Source organism: Luteolibacter sp. LG18 (genome assembly GCF_036322585.1).
Taxonomy (GTDB): Bacteria; Verrucomicrobiota; Verrucomicrobiia; order Verrucomicrobiales; family Akkermansiaceae; genus Luteolibacter.
Window position 1 is genome coordinate 5,036,904 of record NZ_AP024600.1, and the last position, 19,249, is coordinate 5,056,152.

Sequence of the window (19,249 nt, forward strand, 5' to 3'; positions counted from 1 at the left end):
AACCCCGGTCAGGAACGTTTGCCCCTCCAGACACTTGTCATCAAATGGTTCCCATACCGCCCGAACTGGAACCATTCCGGATCTCCCCAGGCTTTGACCGGCTGGGGAGGGCGGGGAGAGGCTTCGCCCAGGAGTCCGTGAATCACCGGGGCGGCCCGGTCACGGAACTTCCGGTAGGTGGAATTCACCACGTCGGGACCGGTCGAATACAAGATGTCGTTGTCCTGCAAATCCTGCATGTCCACCAAGGCGGTCCGTCGGATCATCTCCTCCAGGATTTCCCGGAAGAACCAGTGCCCCGGCTCCGCCCCGAACGCGTAGTTCCCATACTGGTACAAATCGGTGTCCTCCACCGGTTCCTCGCGATGGCGCTCCACATAGAGGGAATGGGGCATCTGCCATTCCACCGGAAACACCAGCGAGTGGGAAAGGAGGTCCTCGACGGAGTCATGGAAGAACACATCCATGTCCGCGTAAAACCCGCCCAGCTCGTAGATCGCCAGGATACGGAAGAAATCCGAACGTTGGACCCCCTTGGGATAGTAGTCCCACAGTGGCAGGAACCCGGGATTCCGTTGCTCGATGAACTTCCGGCAGGCGGCATCGGAAAAGAACAGGTATTCAAACCCGGGGTGATGGGAGCGAAGGGATTCCTGGCAATCGCGGTGCAGCGGCGTCAGGGCGAGTTCGGAGGAATGGGTCTGGATAAACCGTCTGGGGATCATGGATGGGTATCGTTTGGAAAACCGGGGGGCGATTACTTGGACCAACCCATCTTCTTGAAATTGAACACCGAGGCCGGGATCCCGTGCCGGGAAAGCCACTTCGGCAAATATTCGTCCATGGGCGTGCCGGCTTTTTCGGACCAGGCCGAAAGCAGGTTCTCCGAGACATCCTTCCCCATCATCATCATGGGCGACCCGATCCAGTAGGCATTCTCCAGGACGGGCCACTCACCGCGTCCGCCCCCGTCTCCGGGCCTGGGTGCGCTGTTCCGCAGATAATGCCCGGCGAAGGCCGCCACGCAGGAATCCCACTCTTCACCGGGGAAAAGGCCTGCCTCCACTTCCGAGGAAGCTTGGAAACAATCCGGATCCAGCCAGACCCAGCGGCCGGTGCGGCTGAGCCGGTGGCCGACGGCGATCGTCCATGCACACGGATCGGACTCGTAGGCGTCCAAGCCACCGGTCGCGAGATCGTGCAATCCCAGGTTGGCGGGAAGACCTTCCCCACCGGAACCGAGAGCCTCGCGGAACTCGGTGAGATCCAAGTCGAGACAGCCGATCTCGATCCGCACCGTCTCCGGCATCTTCCAGGTTTTCCAGGAATTCAGGAAATCCCCCGCGGTTTCCGGATCGACCACGGTCACGACCGACAAATCCCTGCCGCACGCGACCTCCCTGGCCATCAGCCGGACAAAGGAGCTTTCCAGATCCGCTTCATGCCCGGCTGCCGCCCGCGTGGCCTCGGTCCACCACTCCACGGCCCCGGGGTCATCGGTTTCCGCAGCTGCGGAAAACCCTCCGGGAATGAACGGAAGGTCGCACCATTCCCTCCACACCACCTCGCCCGGAAATGCCTTCACTAAATCCCGCCATCCGCTTTCGGAACAGACGGGAGCCAGCCAATCCATGGCATCCGGAAAGAAGCCCTGCCACGCCGCGCCCACGATCAGGCAGGCGGGATACTCCCTGGCCACCCAGAACGGATGGCGCACGGCCACGATCGAGTCGTGGGAAACGAGCGGGAGGAATGCCCCGGGATCGGAAGGCAGACGCTTGAGCGACAGGCCGCTCACGATGAGGGGAACCTCCGGATCTTCCTCGAATGAGATCCTGGCCTGATACCTGGCCACCAGCGCGGAGAGCTCCTCCGGAAGCATCGCCTCCGGAATCTGGAAAACCTCCGCGAAGGACAGCAAGGCCAGCCAATCCGCCCGCTCCCAGGGCGGACAGAGCAGACGGCCGGTGTCCGCGATGGAGCGCTGTTTTTTCTCCGGTGCCCGCGGCTTCGAGCGATCCCCGGGAAGATGGAGGATCTTCCGCATTTCATCGGCGGCGGACCCGACACCGCAGCAGTGGACCGCCCAGGGAGAGTTGTGGTTTCCAGGCCATACCGGAGTGCTCGGATAGCCCACCTTGTCCTTTGGAAAGAGACCGAGATCGACCGCACCCTCATACCACAGCTTGTTGAGGATCGACTGGTCATTGAGCGTCGGAGCCACCGGCCAGAGATCGGCATCCAATCGGAATGACATGTCTTCGTGCCAGCGGGCGAGGGACGCCTCCGCGTGTTCCCGATGCACGCTCCAGATCCCGGCATTCAATCCCGGCTCACCCTGATCGGGCGCCGAGGGATACCAGGCCCGCAGCATGCAGGGATGGAACAAGGAGAAGACATCCTCGCTGACCATCATCCGGTCGTGGGAGAATGCCCATTCCGAGGGGTCCCGGACGATGGCCACATCGAGATCGGTGAAAAGAATCTCCTCATAGTCCAGCAGGGCCAGGCGCGCCGCCACCGTCTTCTGCCGGAAGAGGTCTCCATATGCCCCCGGAGCCCCCATGCGCCGCACCTCCGCGCCATGGCTGGTGACGCTTTCCAAGGCGGAGAGTTCCTCGATGCGATTGGTGAAGATCAAAACATCGCCGTCCCAACCGGAACGCCGGACGCCCTCCAGCCAGAGATTGGCCAGCTCCAGGTATTTCGCGTTTTTCCAGATCGTGCAAACCGTGATCACGGCCTTCCCGCGCGATTTCCCCTTCACCAGCTCCTCGTAGCCGGTGGTGAATCTCACGGCGGCTTCCTGCGCCCTCTTTTTCCCCGTAGGCCATTCCGTGCTGGTGGCCACCGGATTGTCCCGAGCCGCGTTCGAGAACACCGTGAGCAGCTTTCCCTTCGCGTCATTGGACTCCCCCGCGGCATGTATGATGAAGTCCCCGGGCCGGTGATCGAACCAGTAGCTGTTCATCGTCCGGCGCGGCACCACCTTGACCTTGATCTCCGGCATTTCCGCCATGATCTGGATCATGGCGCTCTGCTCGAAATGGTAGTCCGCGATGTTCCGGTCCCAGACCCGCGCCAGGAATTCCGCGCCGATCGCGCTGTTGCGGATCAGGAAGATGCCCGCGTTGAAGCCGCTGTGATCGTGGGTGACGATCAAATCGAAGTGATCGTCGCAGAGATCCCTGACATCCAGATGCGGGTTCGTGATGGCGGCATCCGCATCGATCCAGAACAACCAGTCATAGTCCGCCAGATGACGCCTCAAGGCCGGAACCTTCGACCACGTGGGCTCGCGGGATTCATCGATCCTGTCGCCGTAAGCATGATAACCCAGATCCCACCGCCGGCAGTACGCCGCCTTCTCGTCGGAAAACCGCTTGCACCAACCTTCGATCTTCGGTGTCCAAAGAGTTACCAATGCAGCCCTGATTCGTCCCATGTGTGCCATCCGATTATCCACCGCATCCTGATCCGTAAACCAAAATCAATCATAACACATTCTCCACGCCACCATGACATTTCACCTTGACCCGCCATGACTAACAAATAGTTATCCGGTCCATCCAAAACTTATGAACCCTGAAGAAAACCCTGATATCCAGTCTGCGAGTGATTCCAAAGGCTCGAATCCCCTCAACCGCCGGTCTTTCATCAAGAGGTCGGCGGCGACCTCCGCCGGAGTCGTCCTGGCCATGAACGGCCTCACCCAGGCCGGATGGGGTGCCGACTATCAGATCACCGGCACCCAGACGATCACGATCAGCAAGGGCCCGGGCGACCGGGTCACGGTCGACTTCAGCCTGGACATCAAATCCAAAACCTCGAATCAGTTGAACATCGGAATCCGGGCCTTCAGCCAAACGGGCAAATTCGGTGCCAAAACGAATATTTTCGACAATCCCACCTGGAAACAGACCACCTACAAGGGCACTGGAACCATCACCATCGGACCCCTGAGTCCGGTGCCGACGGCCGGGCAGATTGTCACCGTGGAAGTTTATTGTGACGGCGACGTGATCGCCATGCATACGTTGACGTGGTAGCGTGACGCGACCTTGGAACATCCTCCTGCTGTCCAGCCTGTCGGCCAACCTGTGCCTGGCAGGCGGACTTTGGTACGCATCCCGCTCCCACGGCCCCTCCGCCCCTCCCCCGCCAACCACACCGGGAACCCGGAGTGGACTCGGCGGGCAAGCGGACGCGGGGAACGCCGCGGGCGGGGCTCCCGGCGCGGATGGTTCTTCCACCGGAGGCAGGGCGGCCAAGGAGGAGGCCGCGGCCAGGATCGCGCTTCCGGCTTCGGATTTGGCCCGGCTGCTCGATTACGATTTCAACCGGATCAGTTGCAGCGGCAATTTCGCCGATTGCTTCGATCTTTCCGAGGCCTCGGCCCGGGAGCTCGACCAACGCCTGCAAAGGTGGCTGGGCGAGGCCAACGAGCTCGAATCGAAGGGGCTGCGGCTGGTCGAAGAGAATGGCGAGTCCTACTACAAGGTCGAAATCCCCGAACAGGACCGGAACCGTTTGTACGCGGAGATCACCTCGGAGACCTCCCGGATGGGATTGAAGAACCCGGACACCATCGCGGCCGTCATCTTGTCCCATCCCCGGTTCGCGGTCCTGGCGGAGAGCCAGGAGTTCGGCTTCAACACCGATGAGGCGGGCAACCTGTATTTCGATTCGAAGGAGATCACGACGACGGTCTCCCCCTCTTCATCGGAGATGTTGGAGCGGGCCAAGGCGCGCTATGGCCACCTCTATGACTTCAACCACCTGAAGTAGAGCCATGACCTTCCGCGCCACCACTTCATCAGGTGTCCTGCGAAACTGGAAACCGGTTCTGCTGGGACTCAGCGTCGCCGGGAATCTCTGCTTGCTCGCACTGTTCCTTTTCCGCCCCGGTTCGCCGCTGTCGCGGGAAGCCGAGATCAAGAGCCTGGTTCCGAAGATTTCTCCCGCCGGCTCCCCCTCCGGCAGCCAGAGACGGAATCAGCAAAGGGAGGAATTCCGGGCCAAGCTGGCCGCCAAGCGCATCCCCGTTCCGCTCTATGTGGCGAAAAAAGCGATGCCCGGCAGCCTGCTCAAGGATTCCCGGGTCTCGGACAAGCTGGCGGCGGCCCTGGCGATGACCAAGGCCGAACGGAAGAAGGTGGATCAGATCCTCTCCGATCACGAAAAGAGCCTGAGCGATTTCTTCGTCCGCGGCAGCAAGGAGGAGGTGGACGCCGAAGGGCGGCCATGGATCGTGGTCCCGGATCCTTCCGCGTGGGCGGAGGAGGAAAAGAAAAAGACATTCACCAAACTGGCCGAAGCCCTGGGGCCGGCACGGGGCGGCAATTGCGCCGAACTGATCAAGAACTACCGGCCGCTGAACGTCTCCCCCACCCGGACAAAATTCTCGATCACCCAGGAAGGCGGGGAGGACGTGGTCGATATCCAGAGCTTCGAAGGCGACCAGGTGGTCGGCAGGGAACGCACGGTGGGCACGGACAACATCAAGCGCGATTTCGGGAAGGTTATCGAGCGGTTCGCGAAATGAAGCCCAACCTGATCTACACCACCGCGCTGGACGCGCCGGGATCGTCGATCTACCGGAATTACGCGAAATTGCTGGTCTCCAGCCTGCTGCGGACCGGGTTCTCAGGCCACATCATCGTGCTCCGGAACCATTCCAGGCCGTTGTTCCTCATCGGCCGGGAGGGGGTGGAAGAGATCGAGGTGGAGACCGAGGAGATCACCGGCATGGAGGGAATCGAGCATGCCTGGAGCTGGAAGTATCGGGCGCGGCACACCTTTGATGCGGGTCTTTATGACAAGATCATGTTCATCGACGCGGATTGCCTGGCCCTCCACAACGTCGATCCCCTCTTCGAGGGGGAGTGGGACATCCGGTATCATCCGGAGCCTGGAAGCCGCATCCAGGAGGACGTGTTCTGCGGCCACCTGAGCGACGCGGAAATGCAGACCCTTTCCACTGAGGGAGTGAACTCGGGCGTCCTGATGGTGAAATCCGAGCACTATCCCGCGGTGATGGAGCAGTGGGAGGCGATCGACGGGAGCCCACCCGTGCAAAACGATATGTGCAGTGACCAGGCTTCCTGGAACCGCCTGCTGCTGGACAGCCGCCTGCGCAAGCAGCCGCTGGCCCGGACGGAGGTGGCGCTGCCGCTCCATCGCGATCCCGTCTACCAGTCGTATTCCCGGGCGAACCTGGTTCACCTGATCGGCGGGAGTGCCCGGACCAAGACCGAGTTCGCCTTCGGCCTATTCATGGGCAAATTTTACACCGACCCCCAGAGTATTTTCTTCAACTTCCTGGAGATCTGACTGTCGGCGCGACGCCGTTGAGCACGCGGCCTCCCCTTCGCGCGAGTTCAGGAACTGGATTCAGCCTTGTGTCGCTGGTGCGCAACCTGCTACCCCGTGCGGCGTCATGCCAGTCGCCACTCCCGCCCAGTACCGGGCCATGCTCGACGCCGCCCAGAAGGGTGGCTACGCCTACCCCGCGATCAACGTCACCTCGATCACGACGATCAACGGTGCCCTGCGCGCCTTCGCCGAGGCGAAGTCCGACGGTATCATCCAGGTTTCCACCGGTGGCGGCCAGTTCGCCTCCGGCACGAAGGTGAACGACGCCGCCTTCGGCGCGATCGTGCTGGCCGAGGCGGCCCACCGCCTGGCCGCGAAGTACGATGTGCTCGTGGCCCTCCACACCGACCACTGCCACCCGAACAAGGTGGACGGCTTCTTGCGCCCGCTGCTGGATGCCTCCCGCGAGCGCGTGGCCGCCGGCCAGGGCCCGCTGTTCCAGAGCCACATGTTCGACGGCTCCGAGCTGCCGCTCGAAGAGAACATGAAGATTTCCAAGGAGCTCCTGAAGGAGTGCGTGGACCTCGGCATCATCCTCGAGATCGAAGCCGGCGTCGTCGGCGGCGAGGAAGACGGCCACGACACCTCCGGCCACCCGGCCGACAAGCTCTACACCACTCCCGAGGACATGCTCACGGTCTATGAAGACCTGCAGCCGATCGGCCGCTTCCTCTTCGCCGCCACCTTCGGCAACGTCCACGGTGCCTATAAGCCGGGCGCGGTGCAGCTGAAGCCGACCATCCTCCGCGATGGCCAGAAGGCGGTGACGGACAAGCACGGCGCGGCCGCCGAGATGGACCTCGTGTTCCACGGCGGTTCCGGCTCGGAGCTCTCCGACATCCGCGAGACCCTCGGCTACGGCGTGGTGAAGATGAACATCGACACCGACACCCAGTACGCCTTCACCCGCCCGATCGTGACCCACGTCTGCCAGAACCTGGAAGGCGTGCTGAAGATCGACGGCGAAGTGGGCGACAAGAAGCAGTACGACCCGCGCACCTATCTCAAGAAGGCCGAAGTGGCCCTCGCCGACCGCCTGAAGCAAGCGTGCGACGACCTGCTGTCCACCGGCAAGACGGTGTTCGGCACGGTGTAATGCCCCCTTTCCAAAAGGCCCGGCCGGGGAAGATCTTCTCCGGTCCGGGCCTTTTGAGTTTGCTAGAGTTCAGTTTTCAGTTTTCAGGAAGAAGCGTGAACCGGTGTCGCTTCTCCGCGGAGTGCTTCTCTTGCTGAAAACTGAACACTGAAAACTGAAAAACTTCATGTCCGCGACGCCCCACAAGCCCGAGAACCCGCTCGTCAACATCATGGTGAACGTGCTGGTGCCGGTGCTGGCGCTGGGGACGCTGAGCAAGGACCCGGCGATCCAGGAGAAGCTGGGCAAGGCGGCGCATTGGTGGCAGTTGGGGCCGGTGTACGGGCTGGCGATCGCGCTGGCGCTGCCGCTGGGCTACGGGATCTGGTTCTTCGTGCGGAACCGGAAGGCGAATTTCTTCTCGCTGATCGGGCTGGTGTCGGTGCTTCTCACGGGCTGCATCACGATCTACCTGTGGAACAAGGACGGCACGGTGAAACCGGGCGCGGCGGCGCTCTACGGGCTGAAGGAGGCGGCGATACCGCTGGCGCTGGCGTTCGCGATCCTGCTGTCCCACCGCACGCCGAACCCGCTGCTGCGGGTGTTCCTCTACAATGACGCGCTGTTCGACATCCCGAAGATCGAGGGCAAGATCGGCGCGGACGAGCAACCGGGCTACGCCGCGCTGCTGTGGCGGTCGACGCGGTTGTTCGCGACGTCGTTTTTCGTGAGCTCGGTGCTGAACCTGGGGCTGTCGCTGTTCCTGTTCCGCGGTTTCGACCACACGGCGGGGGACGCGCTGGAGACCTACAACGCGATCATCGGCAGGATCACCTGGATGAGCATGCTGGTGGTGCTGGTGCCGGCATTCGGGTTCCTGTTCATGACGCTGCACAAGCTGGTGGCGGGCTTGAAGGAACTCACCGGATTGACGGACGAGGAGATCATGCTGCCGCGGTGAGCGGGATGGACGTGACGCTGGAACCATGAGCGAACCGCTCCGTCTCCCGTATCGCCCGGGCTGGAGGGCACCACAGACCACTGACCTGCTCGCAAAGGTCACGCGGGACCGCCATCTGGTCCTGGAGCTTCCAAAGGGTAGCAGGAAAGAGAAAATTGCCGCGTTGGTGGCACGCATCAGGAGGGAGGCTCCCGAGCATTACTTGGTGTTCGAGTCCGGATTTTCGTGGGTCACTATCAAGGAGGTGGTGACCCGCGCCGAGGTGCTGGAGATTGAGGACTACCTCGTGAAGGTGGCGCGGAATTTCCGCCGCCGGGCCACCCGGTTGATGAGGTTAATGGCCGCCCGTCACCAGGCGCCTTTGGAAGACTTGTTTGACCGGCGATACGAATTGCAGTCCCCCAGCGCGGCATGGACGCTGCATGTCCATGGATTCCATTGCGGCTTCCGGCACCGGGAAACCGGCCAGATGATGGAAATCGATTTGTCCTATGGCACGGAGTTCGGGGTGCTGGATCCCATGTTCTTCCACAACTACCTGCGGACGAGCCCCGGGCTGTGGGTCCCCGCCGCGCTCCGGGAGCCCTATCATGACACCGCTCGCGCCATGGAGATCCTGGAGGAGAGGGGGCGACTGGTGCGCGTGATGTCCCTTGGCGGCTACGTCGAGGGGTTGGCGGCAAGGTAGCGCGAGGCTCCCGCCTTGCGTGCGGGGATAACATGCGGAGTCATTCCGACGGGAACCCGCCGGGGCGTAGCTGCGTTGGTGACAACGCAGGCGGGGTGGATGAGCCCCTGGCCTGGCGGGGCGATGCGGGGAGGAGATGAAGCGAGCGCGGGTGAGCAAATGGAAGTCGGAGGGAGGGCGTGAGGTTGCCCAACCGGAAGTGTCACCACTTCCGCTACGTGGAGGAAGAGTGGTAACCGGCCACTCATCGGCGGACCGGATCTGCACGGGTGTTCGCGGGTCTTCCCACGCGCAAGTTTGGAAACTTACGCTACTTCGCCTGCGGCGGAGAATGTATCCGCTTGTGTCCCCTGCCCGGTTCGGGCACGGGTGGGGCATGGAAACGAGCGCGGCGAATTTGAAAATCGCGGGACATCTGGCGGCCGTGTTCGGCGGCCAGCCGGAGGTGACCCGTTACCAGGATGAATCGGGGAAACACCACATCGACCTGCTGCGCTGCCCGGAGGCTCCGGAGCATGGCGTGGATTCGTTCGCGACGGTGGGCTTGTCCGACCACCCGCGCCAAGCGGAGGGAATGGAGCAACCGATCCGGGTGGAGCTGACGGGCGGTTGCGCGTCGGAGCACGCGGAGGCGTTCGCGGCGATCCTGTCGACGGCGGCGTTCTGCTCGATCAAGGAGGGCTGGCCGGTGTATCCGGGCGCGGTGTTCGCGGACCTGGTGACGATGTACGAGGCATCCCGTACGATGCAGCACGTGATGTTCACGGAGCCATTCCCGTGGGATGAACTGGAGCCGGTGAAGCTGCCGGAGAAGGAAGTGCTGTGGCTGATGATGGTTCCGGTCTCGGAATCCGAGGCGGCGTACGCGGAGGAACACGGCTTCGAGGCGCTGGAGACACTTTTTGAAGAGAAGGAAGTGGACGTGTTCGACCTGAACCGAGCGGCGGTGGTGTAAGGCCTACGGCCAGACGCAAGAATCCAGAGTCCAGAACCCAGAGAAGAGGAAGAGAGCTGCACCGGTCGCTTCTTACTCTTCCTAGCCCCCAGCCCCTGAATCCTAGCCCCTCTAGGGCGGACTGGTCGTGCACAGGTCTTCGTGGGTCTTCCCACTCACAAGCAGGAATGCTTGTGCTACTTAAGAACCCCCGCGCCGTGGAACGACGCGGGGGCCTTGCTTCGCGTCCGTTGAAATCCAAATCCGGGGATTTCAAGTTCCGCAATCCGTTCGCGGCGGTCAGGGGAGATCGCCGGTGATCACGAGGCTGCCGCTGCCGCTGAAGGTGCCGCCGTAGCCGAGCGCGGCCAGGCTGGTGGCGGTGTAGGTGCCCGCGGCGACGTTGGTGCCTCCGATGGTCATCGTCCCGATCGTGCTCGTCACGCTGCCGAGGTCGAGCGTGCCGGCGGTCATCGTCAGCACGGCGTTGCTCTTGTTCCAGGCGTTGGTCAGTTGCAGCGTGGAGGTGCTGGTGGCCAGCGTGACACCGTGGAGGCTGTCGAGGCCGGCGGTGGCGCTGTTGCGGAGCTGGGCGCGGGTGCTCAGAGTCACGGCACCGGTGCCGAGCGCGTTGGCGGCCTCTGCGACGAGGTACAAACGGCGGGTGTTGTCGGTGGTGCCATCGGCGGTCACGGTCCAGTTGCCGGTGTAGGCGTTGTTGGCGGCGGCGACGTAGAGCAGGCGGCGTTCACCGGACTGGCCCTGGAGGGTGGCGGTGAGGTTGATGTCAGCGGAGCCGGTGAGCGCGCCATTGATCCGCAGGGTGTTCGAGTAAGCGCTGCTGCTGTCGGACTGGAGGCGGACGGTGACGCTGCCGCCGGTGCCGAGGCTCACGGGGTTGCTCATGTTGCGGGAGACATTGCCCAGCGAGGTGTTGTAGGACTGGAAGGTGGCGCCGCTTTCGAGCAGCAGCTCCTTCAGGTCCACGGTGTGGGTGTTGTTCCCGCCGCCGGAAGTGTGGCGGAGGCGCAGGATGCCGCCATTCGCCACGGTGACCCAGTCGCCCGGGAAGGTGACGGTGCCGCCGCTGGCCACCGAGGCGGACACGGAGTCGACCGTGTTCGCGCTCGCCACGCGGTAGTTCTTGCCGCTGGCGGGGGCGGTGGCATCGGCCCAGACGCTGGTGGTGGTCCAGTCACCGCTGGCCACCGAGGGAATGGTGGCGATGGTGATCGTGCCGGTGCCGCTGAAGGTGCCGCCGTAGCCGAAGGCGCCGAGGGTGGTGGCGTTGTAGGTGCCGGGGGTGATGGTGTTTCCGCCGATCTTCAAGATGCCCACGGTGCTGGCCCCGGTGCCAAGATCGAGAGTGCCGGCCTGGAGGTCCAGGGTGGCGGCGGGATCGACCCACGGATTGGTGAGCTGGAGGGTGGAGGTGGCGGTGGTGAGGGTGACGCCGTAGAGGCTGTCGAGTCCCCCGGCGGCGCTGTTGCGGAGCTGGGCACGGGTGTTGAGCGTCACGGTGCCGGTGCCGAGCGAGTTCGCGGCCTCGGCGACGAGGAAGAGGCGGCGGGTGTTGTCCGTGGTGCCATCGGCGGTGACGTTCCAGTTTCCGCTGTAGGCCACGTTGTTCATGGCCATATAGAGGAAACGGCGCTCGCCCGACTGGCCCTGAAGAGTGCCGGTGAGGTTGATGTTGCCGGTGCCGAAGATGCCGTCGTTCACGCGCAGCGCGTTGGTGTAGGAGCTGCCGCTGTCCGACTGAATGCGGATGGTGGAGGTGCCGGTGCCGATGACGAGCGGGCCGGTCATGGTGCGGGTGACGTTGCCGACGTTCGAGTTATACGACTGCAAGGTCGAGCCACCGCGCAGGATCAGGCCGCCATCGAAGGCGGAGGTGTAGGTGGTGGTGCCGCCCGCGGAGCTGTGGCTGAGGCGCAGCATGCCGCCGGGGTTCACCGCCAGGGTGTCGCCCGCGAAGGTCACCGTGCCGCCGCTGGAGACATTGTTCGGGGCGGAGTCGACGGTGTGGCTACTGGATATGCCGTAGTTTTTCCCGGCGGCGGGGACGGCGGCATCGCTCCACACCGAGGTGGTGGACCACGCGCCGCTGGAGACGGAGTTCACGTCTGCGGCGATGTCCGGATCCGGGGCCTGGGTGGGCGGCTGGATCATGACCCAGCCGACGGACTGGTAGCCGGCGGAGTCCTGGATGCGGTAGGAGAAGTAATCCAAGCCGGTGATCGAGGACGACGGGTGGTAGATCAATTGATCGCGCCCGCCCGGACCGGTGCCGACGGAGCGGGTGATGCTGGCGCCACCGTTCGAAGTGGACGGGAACGAGGTGATGGTGATCGTCTGCCCGTTCGAATCCGAGTCGTTCGCCAACACGTCGAGCGTGAGATCCGTCAGCGAGAAGTGAACCTTGGCTCGGTCCGCGTTCGCGCGCGGCGGCAGCGGGAAGCCGTAGGAGCCCACGTTGTCCAGCACGCTGGTGCGGGTGTTCCGGTAAGGGATCATCTTCGCCAGCTCGGAGGAGGCGAACCGGCTGAGGCCGTTGCCATTCATGATGGTGTTGCCTTCCGTATGGTCGTCCTGGTTGTCGTTCGAGCCCCAGTTGTGGCCGAACTCGTGGCGCCAGACGGTGCAGAAGTTCGAATTGGCCACGCTGCTGCTGATGCTGACCCAGGCGTAGGAGGCGCTGGTGTGGATGTTGCTCACGTAGGCGAGGCCACCGCTGCCGGTGACGACCACGGTGGTGGCCTCATCGAAGTCCGCGGCCGGGAGCACGCCGGGCAGCACGGTGTTCCACTGGCTCTGCACGTTTGAGAGCGAGGACGACGGATCGTCCGCGGAATTCGTGCGCAGGACAATGCGGCCGATGCGCGGCTGCACGGCGAAATCGCGGAGGTAGATCGCGTTCGTCTCGATCATGGAGAACTCCGCGCGCTCCAGCGCCTCGTCCGTGCTGAGACCCGCGCTGTTGTAGTAGGAGTAGCTGAGGTCCAGGCCCACATCCGCGGCATACACCGAGGAACCCGCGCCGCCGGAGGTAACCACGTTCGTGGGATACTTCGGCGTCCAGCTCGCGGCGGACGGCATGGTGAAGGAGGTGGTGGAGCCACGCCAGGTGGTGCCATCCTCGAAGATCAGCGAGGTGCGCACGCTGCCATCGCTGAGTAGCTGGCCCGCGGCGATCGCGCCGGGGAATCCGGACAGCGTGCCGATGTAGGTGCGCACCGGGCGGGTGGGCGTGTAGGAGGTGAACGAGGTGCCGCCGGTGTGGACGTAGACCTCGTAGTTCGGTCCGCGCACGGACTGCTTGTTGAACGTCACCGTAGTGCTGCCCCCGCTGTAGGTGTAGGTGCGGGTGAAGGACGCGGGCGGGTTGTTCGGATCCTGGGCCTTCGCGGTGGCGGTGAGCGCCGCGAGGATCAGCAGGGCACTGAGGCATCCACGCCGCCACACAGGCACGGCACGGGATGGGATATGGTCATGCGATGTCATACTATTCTGGGTTTTAGGGAGAGGACACGGCGCGACCTTGGGAGCCGCCGGAAAGGGGGCGGTCGCGAGGGGACCGGGCCGCGGTTTGGGTTCCGCGCCCGGTGGGTTTTCGTCTCATGCCGGCATGAGGACTCCCCGGCAAACGGGGAGGATCGATCTAATCTGGACGTCTAACAGGTCACCCCAGGTTCCGCATGCAACAACGATTCGGAAAATCTGACCAAGCGTATTGGGCAGCAATGAGCGCAAGGCCCAACCGGAAGTATCTCCTCCCCTATCTCACGGAGCGCCTCACTCCACGCTCTCGAACACTCCCCCGCCCATCAGCCTGCCACCGTCGTAAAACGCGCAGATCTGCCCGGGTGAAAGCGCGCGCTGGGGCTTGAGGAACACCACCTCCACCTTGCCATCATCGCGCGGGGTGACGTCCACCGGCTCGGCCTTGGCGCGGTAGCGCGGCTGGGCCTCGCAGCGACGTGGGCGGTCGAAAGGCTCATTGAGCGTGCTGAGGTTCCCCACCACGCAGCGGCTGGCATAGAGGCCCGCGCTTTCCGGACTGTCCCAGCCGACGATCAGGCGGTTCGCGGAGACATCCTTGCCGACGACCACGTAGGCCATGCCCTCGCGGGGCGAGGCGACACCATGGCCCTTGCGCTGGCCGAGGGTGTAAAGGTGCAGCCCGCGGTGGCGGCCCAGCACCTTGCCGATGGTGTCGACGATTTCGCCGGGGTTCTCGGGGATGTAGTGGCCGAGGAAATCGCTCATCTTCACCTGGCCGAGGAAGCAGATGCCCTGGCTGTCCTTCTTCGCGGCGGTGGGCAGGTTGAAACGGTCGGCCACCTCGCGGACCTGCGGCTTGAGCATTTCCCCGGCGGGAAATAGCGCGCGCGCGGCCTGGGCCTGGGTCATCAGGGAGAGGAAGTAGCTCTGATCCTTGTTCGGATCGGCACCGCGCAGGATGGCCGCGGATCCATCGCCCAGCGTGCGGCGGCGGGCGTAGTGGCCGGTGGCCACGGATTCGAAGCCCTGGCTGAGCGCGTAATCCAGGAACACGCCGAATTTCATCTCGCGGTTGCACCACACGTCCGGATTCGGGGTGATGCCGTTGCGATAGCCCTCCACGAGGTAGTCCACGATGCGGTCGCGGTAGGCGTCGATCAGGTCGATGACGCGGAATTCGATGCCGAGGGTTTTGGCGACAGCGCGGGCGTCCTCGATGTCCTGTTCCCACGGGCAATCGCCCGGGATGCCCTCGGCATTGATCCAGTTCTTCATGTAGCCGCCGGTCACCTCGTGACCCTGCTCCACCAGCAATGCCGCCGCCACGGAGCTATCCACCCCGCCGGACAGTCCGACCAGCACCTTCGCCATGCGGGGAAGGAAAGGGGCGGACCGGGAACTTGCAAGCGCCAAGGGGTGGTGGTTGGCGCTTGAATCCGGACGTCCCCGCCCTTTTCCTCCCGCCATGTCCGCCGCCGCGCCCGATTCCCAGCAAGTCACCGCCCGCTCCCCGCTCGCCGGATGCACGATCCTGATCGTCTGCGTGCTGGTGCTGGTGTTCCTGGTCGGGTTCTCGACCTGGGCGCTGTTCCGGCAGGCCGACGAGATCGCGAAATTCACCGCCGAAAAGCCGGTGACGATCAAGATTGCCCCGCTGGAGGACCGCGAGGCCGACCTCAATCACCTCTCCGAGCGCCTCGAGGGCTTCCGCCAGTCCCTCGACAATGCCGGCGAAACCAAGCTGGAACTGAGTGCCGACGACCTGAACACGGCGATCGCCGCCTACCCGGCGCTCAGCGAACTGAAGGGGGCTTTCCACGTCCGCGAGATCCGCGAGGACGGGAAACTGGTGCTGGACACATCGCTCAAGCTGAACGGCAAGCCGCGCCGCACCCGCGATGGCGAGTCCGGCTTCGTGACCTCCGATCCGCGCTACCTGAACGCCACCCTGGTCGCCCGCCCGGAGCTGGCGCAGGAGGAAGTCGTGCTGCGGATCGACTCCATCGAGGTGCCCGGCTCGACCGTTCCGGAGCCCTTTTTGAAGCAAATGTCGCCCTACCGCGTGACGGAACGCTACAAGGCCGACACCACGCTCGGCCCGGTGATGAAGAAACTCACCGGCCTGACCGTAAGCGGTGGCAAGGTGGTCCTGCGGAAATCCCCCGGCGAAATCGCGCCCGGCACGATCACCAACGATCAGGTGGACTCGGCGGCTTCGCGCCTGTTCCGCTGGCTGGGTCTGGCGGCCTCCGTGTTCCTCGGTTTGGTCGGACTCATCCTGTTCGTCGGCATGCGGGCGAAACGCCGCAAGGAGCGCGAGGCCGCGGGAAAGTAACCTGACAAGGTTGCTTTCGAGTTGGCAGCAATGGAACGCCCGGTTTCGGATCGGGAGTTCGTGAGCCGGAGCACAACCGCTCCGGCAAGCCATACGGCTGGATGATGGAAATCCACTGCACGAATTCCCATCCCCGCGCCGTTACATTGCTGTCAAAAATATGAAGCTCCGTCTCACATCCCCGCTCCTGTGCCTGCTGATGGCAGGCCTCGCCCACGCCGAGGACGCCCCGAAACCGGCTGAAGTAGCCCCGGCGGCCCAACCAGCCCCCGCTGCTCCAGCTGCCCCGGCCGCGGTCGCCGTGGCCGTCGCCCCGGCTCCGAAGGAAGCCGCTCCCAAGGACCCGGCCACCGAGGCCGCCCGCAAGGAGCAGGACGCCCTCACCCTCCAGAACACGCTGGAGGCCGAGCGACTGAAAAAGGAAACCAACGCCCTGCGCTCGGAAATCACCAAGCTCAAGATGGAGCGCGAGCTCATCTCCGAGCGCAATGCCATGGACGACGCCAAGCGCGACCAGGCGAAGCGCGAGGCGGACGTCAAATTCGTGGAAGAAAAGAGCCGCCTGATGCGCGAGACCGAGATGTCCCGCATCCAATCCGAGAAGCTCGCCAACGAGCTCAAGACCGTCCAGACCCAGGCCGCGCTCGACATCACCCGCCTCCAGAACGACATCGCGAAGTTCGAGACCGAGGACAAGCGCGCCCAGTACGCCGACAGCAAGCCGGAGTACCTCGCCAAGCCGCTGCGTGACGACAACGTGCTGGTCATCTCCGACCGCCGCATCCCGCTCAACGGGCTCATCACCTCGGATACCGCCGACCGCGTGACCGAGCGCATCGATTACTGGAACAACAAGGACAGCAAGCTGCCGATCTTCCTCGTCATCGACGAGTGCCCGGGTGGCTCGGTGATGGCCGGCTACCGCATCGTGAAGTCGATGCAGGCGAGCCAGGCTCCGGTCCACGTGGTGGTGAAATCCTTCGCCGCCTCGATGGCCGCCTGCATCACCACGCTGGCCACGGAATCCTACGCCTATCCGAACGCAATCATCCTGCACCACCAGATCAGCTCCACTCCAGGTGGTAGCCGCCTGAACCTGACCCAGCAGAAGGAGTTCTTCGAGGAGAGCACCCGCTGGTGGCAGCGCCTCGCCACCCCGGTGGCCCAAAAGATGGGCATCACCACCGACGAGCTGATCAAGAAGATGTACGCCCACTCGTCCAGCGGCGACTGGAGCGAGTTCGGCGACAGCGCGAAGGAGCTGAAGTGGGTGAACCACATCATCGGCGGCGTGGAGGAAACCTCGCTGGTGAAGGATCCGGACGCGAAGCCCACCGCGGCCCCCGCCACCCGCATGGCCCTGAAGGAAGAAGTCGATCAGGACGGCCGCCCGGTGATGTGGCTGCCGCGCCTCAATCCGAAGGACTGCTACTTCCTCTACAACGCGGACGGTTACTACCGCACGCGCTGATGCTGGACGCTGGGACCATCCGGTCCTAGGTTCACGGCAAATGCTTGAGGACGATTTCACCTACGTCATCCGCAAGGCTCTCCGTGGCCTCGCCCTGTCACCGGGCGAGGCCGCTTTGCGTGCCGGACTCGTGCCCGCCGAGGTCACCGCGCTGATCGATGGACGCTTTTCCGCCACGGTGGCGAAGAAGCTCGCACCGACCTTGGGACTCGGCCCGGACGCGCTAGAGCGGTACCCCGGCTACGCGCCAAAGCCGCAACTCCTCCACACCCTGCGGCGGGTGGACATCCCTTTCGAAGACGGACAGGTGAATGCCTGGCTGCTGCGCGAGGACGACGTCACGATCCTCTTCGACACCGGCTTTTCCCCGGGCTCCTGCGCGAAGGCACTCGATGCCGTGCAGGCGTTTAAAATCGACGCCACCTTCATCACCCACGGCCATCGCGACCACACCGGCGGCCTGCCGGAGATCCGCAAGCGCTCCCGCGAGGTCTACGGCCCGGCCCATGACCCGATGCCAGGGGTGAAACCGATGGCTCCCGGAGACAGCGTGCGGGTCGGCGCGCTCACCATCGCCGCCTTCGACCTGGCGGGCCATTGCGCGGGCGCGCTGGGGTATCGGATCGAGGGCCTCACCCGCCCCGTCTGCGTCGTGGGCGATGCCCTTTTCGCCGGATCGATCGGCGGCTGCACCGGTCCGGAAACCTACGCCACTGCGTTGAAAAATCTCCGCGAGGGCCTCCTCAAAATGCCCGACCGCACCCTCCTTCTCCCCGGCCACGGCCCCGCCACCACCGTGGGGGAAGAACGGAAGGGGAATCCGTTTCTGGCGTAAGGAAGGCTGAGGTTCTGGTTCGACAACGGAAGGTGTATAACTTAGTTATACAACATGTCCGCCACCTCTTTGGAGTCCATTTCCAGCGAGGCTCTCGTGCTCCCGCCCGAAGAGCGCATGGAACTGGCTCTCCGCCTTCTCTCCAGCGTGGATGCCGGTTCGGAAGCGGAAGCCGACAAGGCATGGTCTTCGGTGATCTCCGAACGTATCGCACGGTACGACGCGGGTGGCGTCCCCACCATCTCCGCGGACGAAGCCTTCACGGAACTGAGCAAGATCGTGCCCGGAGCATGAGTTGGTCGGTGGAATTCCTTTCCGAGGCTCTTCTCGAAGCGTCCGAAGCCGCGGCTTACTACGAGGCAAACGTGCCCGGGTTGGGTGCCCGCTTTATCGAGGAACTCAAAGCCACCACCTCATCAATCGCCAAGCAGCCGTTGCTTTGGCGAAAGCGGGCAGGTGGATTCCGGCGGGTCAATCTACCGGGCTTCCCCTATTACATCGCTTATTTCATTCGCGATGAAACCATCCTAATTGCCGCCATCTGCCACGCCAGCCGTCATCCCGATTATTGGAAAGACCGAACTCCATCATGACTCACCGCATCCTCCTCATGGGCGTTTCCGGCAGTGGCAAGACCACCGTCGGGCTCCAGCTCGCCGGGGCTCTCGGCATTCCCTTCCTCGATGCGGATGACTTCCACCCGCCCGCGAATGTGGCGAAGATGCGTTCTGGTGTACCCCTCACCGACGAGGACCGGGCTCCGTGGCTGGCCATTCTGGCCGGGAAACTGCGCGAGACGCCCGGTTGCGTGCTGGCCTGCTCGGCGCTGAAGGACGCCTACCGGCAGGTGCTGGTGGAGGCGGTGCCGGACCTGAAAGTGTTCTTCCTCGACGGTTCGCCGGATCTGATCCGGCAGCGTCTGGAGGGCCGCGCGGGGCATTTCATGCCCGCCAGCCTGCTCGAAAGCCAATTTTCCACCTTGGAAGCCCCAAAAAATGCCATCCGGCTGGACATCGCCGAACCGGTGGACACAATTGTTGCACGCATTTTATTTCACCTCTGATCCGCCAA

General features: G+C 63.8%; 18 protein-coding genes. 14 read left to right on the forward strand and 4 right to left on the reverse strand.

Annotation, left to right across the window (positions count from 1 at the left end):
• Positions 1 to 8 precede the first annotated feature (8 nt).
• Together llg_RS20100 and llg_RS20105 are read right to left on the reverse strand one after the other, a co-directional pair.
• Positions 9 to 725 carry a glycosyltransferase gene (locus llg_RS20100; RefSeq protein WP_338286817.1) on the reverse strand — a complete coding sequence of 239 codons (717 nt, stop codon included), beginning with the start codon at positions 723 to 725 and terminating at the stop codon, positions 9 to 11.
• A gap of 32 nt (positions 726 to 757) precedes the next feature.
• Entirely contained in the window at positions 758 to 3,454 is a 2,697-nt protein-coding gene (locus llg_RS20105; protein ID WP_338286818.1) for a hypothetical protein, read from the reverse strand.
• A 124-nt stretch (positions 3,455 to 3,578) separates the two neighbouring features.
• Between llg_RS20105 and llg_RS20110 the strand changes: the two genes are divergently transcribed.
• The 8 genes from llg_RS20110 to llg_RS20145 all read left to right on the forward strand — a co-directional run bounded on the left by llg_RS20110 (position 3,579) and on the right by llg_RS20145 (position 10,054).
• The gene (locus tag llg_RS20110; protein ID WP_338286819.1) at positions 3,579 to 4,049 is read left to right on the forward strand and encodes a twin-arginine translocation signal domain-containing protein; all 471 of its coding nucleotides are present in this window, start codon (positions 3,579 to 3,581) and stop codon (positions 4,047 to 4,049) included.
• Between the two features lies 1 nt (position 4,050).
• The gene (locus tag llg_RS20115; protein ID WP_338286820.1) at positions 4,051 to 4,788 is read left to right on the forward strand and encodes a hypothetical protein; all 738 of its coding nucleotides are present in this window, start codon (positions 4,051 to 4,053) and stop codon (positions 4,786 to 4,788) included.
• Positions 4,789 to 4,792: 4 nt separating this feature from the next.
• Positions 4,793 to 5,545 (forward strand): hypothetical protein, encoded by a 753-nt coding sequence (locus llg_RS20120; protein ID WP_338286821.1) that lies wholly within the window; start codon positions 4,793 to 4,795, stop codon positions 5,543 to 5,545.
• A complete protein-coding gene (locus llg_RS20125; RefSeq protein WP_338286822.1) occupies positions 5,542 to 6,333 on the forward strand; it encodes a hypothetical protein in 792 nt (263 codons plus the stop codon). The genes llg_RS20120 and llg_RS20125 overlap by 4 nt, the downstream gene beginning before the upstream one ends.
• Positions 6,334 to 6,439: 106 nt before the next feature.
• Entirely contained in the window at positions 6,440 to 7,471 is a 1,032-nt protein-coding gene (gene fbaA / locus llg_RS20130; protein WP_338286823.1) for a class II fructose-bisphosphate aldolase, read from the forward strand.
• 166 nt (positions 7,472 to 7,637) lie between these two features.
• Complete coding sequence (locus llg_RS20135) at positions 7,638 to 8,411, forward strand: VC0807 family protein (protein ID WP_338286824.1); 774 nt, start codon at positions 7,638 to 7,640, stop codon at positions 8,409 to 8,411.
• 25 nt (positions 8,412 to 8,436) lie between these two features.
• The gene (locus llg_RS20140) at positions 8,437 to 9,099 is read left to right on the forward strand and encodes a hypothetical protein (RefSeq protein WP_338286825.1); all 663 of its coding nucleotides are present in this window, start codon (positions 8,437 to 8,439) and stop codon (positions 9,097 to 9,099) included.
• A gap of 376 nt (positions 9,100 to 9,475) precedes the next feature.
• Complete coding sequence (locus llg_RS20145; RefSeq protein ID WP_338286826.1) at positions 9,476 to 10,054, forward strand: suppressor of fused domain protein; 579 nt, start codon at positions 9,476 to 9,478, stop codon at positions 10,052 to 10,054.
• 279 nt (positions 10,055 to 10,333) lie between these two features.
• Here the strand turns inward: llg_RS20145 and llg_RS20150 are convergent, their stop codons facing one another.
• Positions 10,334 to 13,504: an Ig-like domain-containing protein gene (locus llg_RS20150; protein WP_338286827.1), complete on the reverse strand. Its 3,171-nt coding sequence runs from the start codon at positions 13,502 to 13,504 to the stop codon at positions 10,334 to 10,336.
• A 324-nt stretch (positions 13,505 to 13,828) separates the two neighbouring features.
• Positions 13,829 to 14,908 carry a tRNA 2-thiouridine(34) synthase MnmA gene (gene mnmA, locus llg_RS20155; protein ID WP_338286828.1) on the reverse strand — a complete coding sequence of 360 codons (1,080 nt, stop codon included), beginning with the start codon at positions 14,906 to 14,908 and terminating at the stop codon, positions 13,829 to 13,831.
• 94 nt (positions 14,909 to 15,002) lie between these two features.
• Here mnmA and llg_RS20160 point away from each other — a divergent pair, with 94 nt between their 5' ends.
• The 6 genes from llg_RS20160 to llg_RS20185 all read left to right on the forward strand — a co-directional run bounded on the left by llg_RS20160 (position 15,003) and on the right by llg_RS20185 (position 19,241).
• Positions 15,003 to 15,872, forward strand: a complete 870-nt coding sequence (locus tag llg_RS20160) for a hypothetical protein (RefSeq protein ID WP_338286829.1) — start codon at positions 15,003 to 15,005, stop codon at positions 15,870 to 15,872.
• Between the two features lie 160 nt (positions 15,873 to 16,032).
• Complete coding sequence (locus llg_RS20165) at positions 16,033 to 17,343, forward strand: ATP-dependent Clp protease proteolytic subunit (protein WP_338286830.1); 1,311 nt, start codon at positions 16,033 to 16,035, stop codon at positions 17,341 to 17,343.
• Positions 17,344 to 17,383: 40 nt separating this feature from the next.
• The gene (locus llg_RS20170) at positions 17,384 to 18,178 is read left to right on the forward strand and encodes an MBL fold metallo-hydrolase (protein WP_338286831.1); all 795 of its coding nucleotides are present in this window, start codon (positions 17,384 to 17,386) and stop codon (positions 18,176 to 18,178) included.
• Positions 18,179 to 18,232: 54 nt separating this feature from the next.
• The gene (locus tag llg_RS20175) at positions 18,233 to 18,472 is read left to right on the forward strand and encodes an addiction module protein (RefSeq protein WP_338286832.1); all 240 of its coding nucleotides are present in this window, start codon (positions 18,233 to 18,235) and stop codon (positions 18,470 to 18,472) included.
• Positions 18,469 to 18,771 (forward strand): type II toxin-antitoxin system RelE/ParE family toxin, encoded by a 303-nt coding sequence (locus tag llg_RS20180; protein WP_338286833.1) that lies wholly within the window; start codon positions 18,469 to 18,471, stop codon positions 18,769 to 18,771. The genes llg_RS20175 and llg_RS20180 overlap by 4 nt, the downstream gene beginning before the upstream one ends.
• Positions 18,768 to 19,241: a gluconokinase gene (locus llg_RS20185; protein WP_338286834.1), complete on the forward strand. Its 474-nt coding sequence runs from the start codon at positions 18,768 to 18,770 to the stop codon at positions 19,239 to 19,241. Before llg_RS20180 ends, llg_RS20185 begins: the two co-directional genes overlap by 4 nt.
• The last annotated feature ends 8 nt before the right edge of the window (positions 19,242 to 19,249 follow it).

Bases quoted from the DNA above. Each gene is read 5' to 3' on its own strand.
- fbaA (WP_338286823.1), top strand. From the start codon at position 6,440: ATGCCAGTCGCCACTCCCGCCCAGTACCGGGCCATGCTCGACGCCGCC.
- llg_RS20165 (WP_338286830.1), top strand. From the start codon at position 16,033: ATGAAGCTCCGTCTCACATCCCCGCTCCTGTGCCTGCTGATGGCAGGC.
- llg_RS20125 (WP_338286822.1), top strand. From the start codon at position 5,542: ATGAAGCCCAACCTGATCTACACCACCGCGCTGGACGCGCCGGGATCG.
- llg_RS20145 (WP_338286826.1), top strand. From the start codon at position 9,476: ATGGAAACGAGCGCGGCGAATTTGAAAATCGCGGGACATCTGGCGGCC.
- llg_RS20120 (WP_338286821.1), top strand. From the start codon at position 4,793: ATGACCTTCCGCGCCACCACTTCATCAGGTGTCCTGCGAAACTGGAAA.
- llg_RS20170 (WP_338286831.1), top strand. From the start codon at position 17,384: ATGCTTGAGGACGATTTCACCTACGTCATCCGCAAGGCTCTCCGTGGC.
- llg_RS20135 (WP_338286824.1), top strand. From the start codon at position 7,638: ATGTCCGCGACGCCCCACAAGCCCGAGAACCCGCTCGTCAACATCATG.
- llg_RS20100 (WP_338286817.1), bottom strand. From the start codon at position 725: ATGATCCCCAGACGGTTTATCCAGACCCATTCCTCCGAACTCGCCCTG.
- llg_RS20160 (WP_338286829.1), top strand. From the start codon at position 15,003: ATGTCCGCCGCCGCGCCCGATTCCCAGCAAGTCACCGCCCGCTCCCCG.
- llg_RS20110 (WP_338286819.1), top strand. From the start codon at position 3,579: ATGAACCCTGAAGAAAACCCTGATATCCAGTCTGCGAGTGATTCCAAA.
- mnmA (WP_338286828.1), bottom strand. From the start codon at position 14,908: ATGGCGAAGGTGCTGGTCGGACTGTCCGGCGGGGTGGATAGCTCCGTG.
- llg_RS20185 (WP_338286834.1), top strand. From the start codon at position 18,768: ATGACTCACCGCATCCTCCTCATGGGCGTTTCCGGCAGTGGCAAGACC.
- llg_RS20105 (WP_338286818.1), bottom strand. From the start codon at position 3,454: ATGGCACACATGGGACGAATCAGGGCTGCATTGGTAACTCTTTGGACA.
- llg_RS20175 (WP_338286832.1), top strand. From the start codon at position 18,233: ATGTCCGCCACCTCTTTGGAGTCCATTTCCAGCGAGGCTCTCGTGCTC.
- llg_RS20140 (WP_338286825.1), top strand. From the start codon at position 8,437: ATGAGCGAACCGCTCCGTCTCCCGTATCGCCCGGGCTGGAGGGCACCA.
- llg_RS20180 (WP_338286833.1), top strand. From the start codon at position 18,469: ATGAGTTGGTCGGTGGAATTCCTTTCCGAGGCTCTTCTCGAAGCGTCC.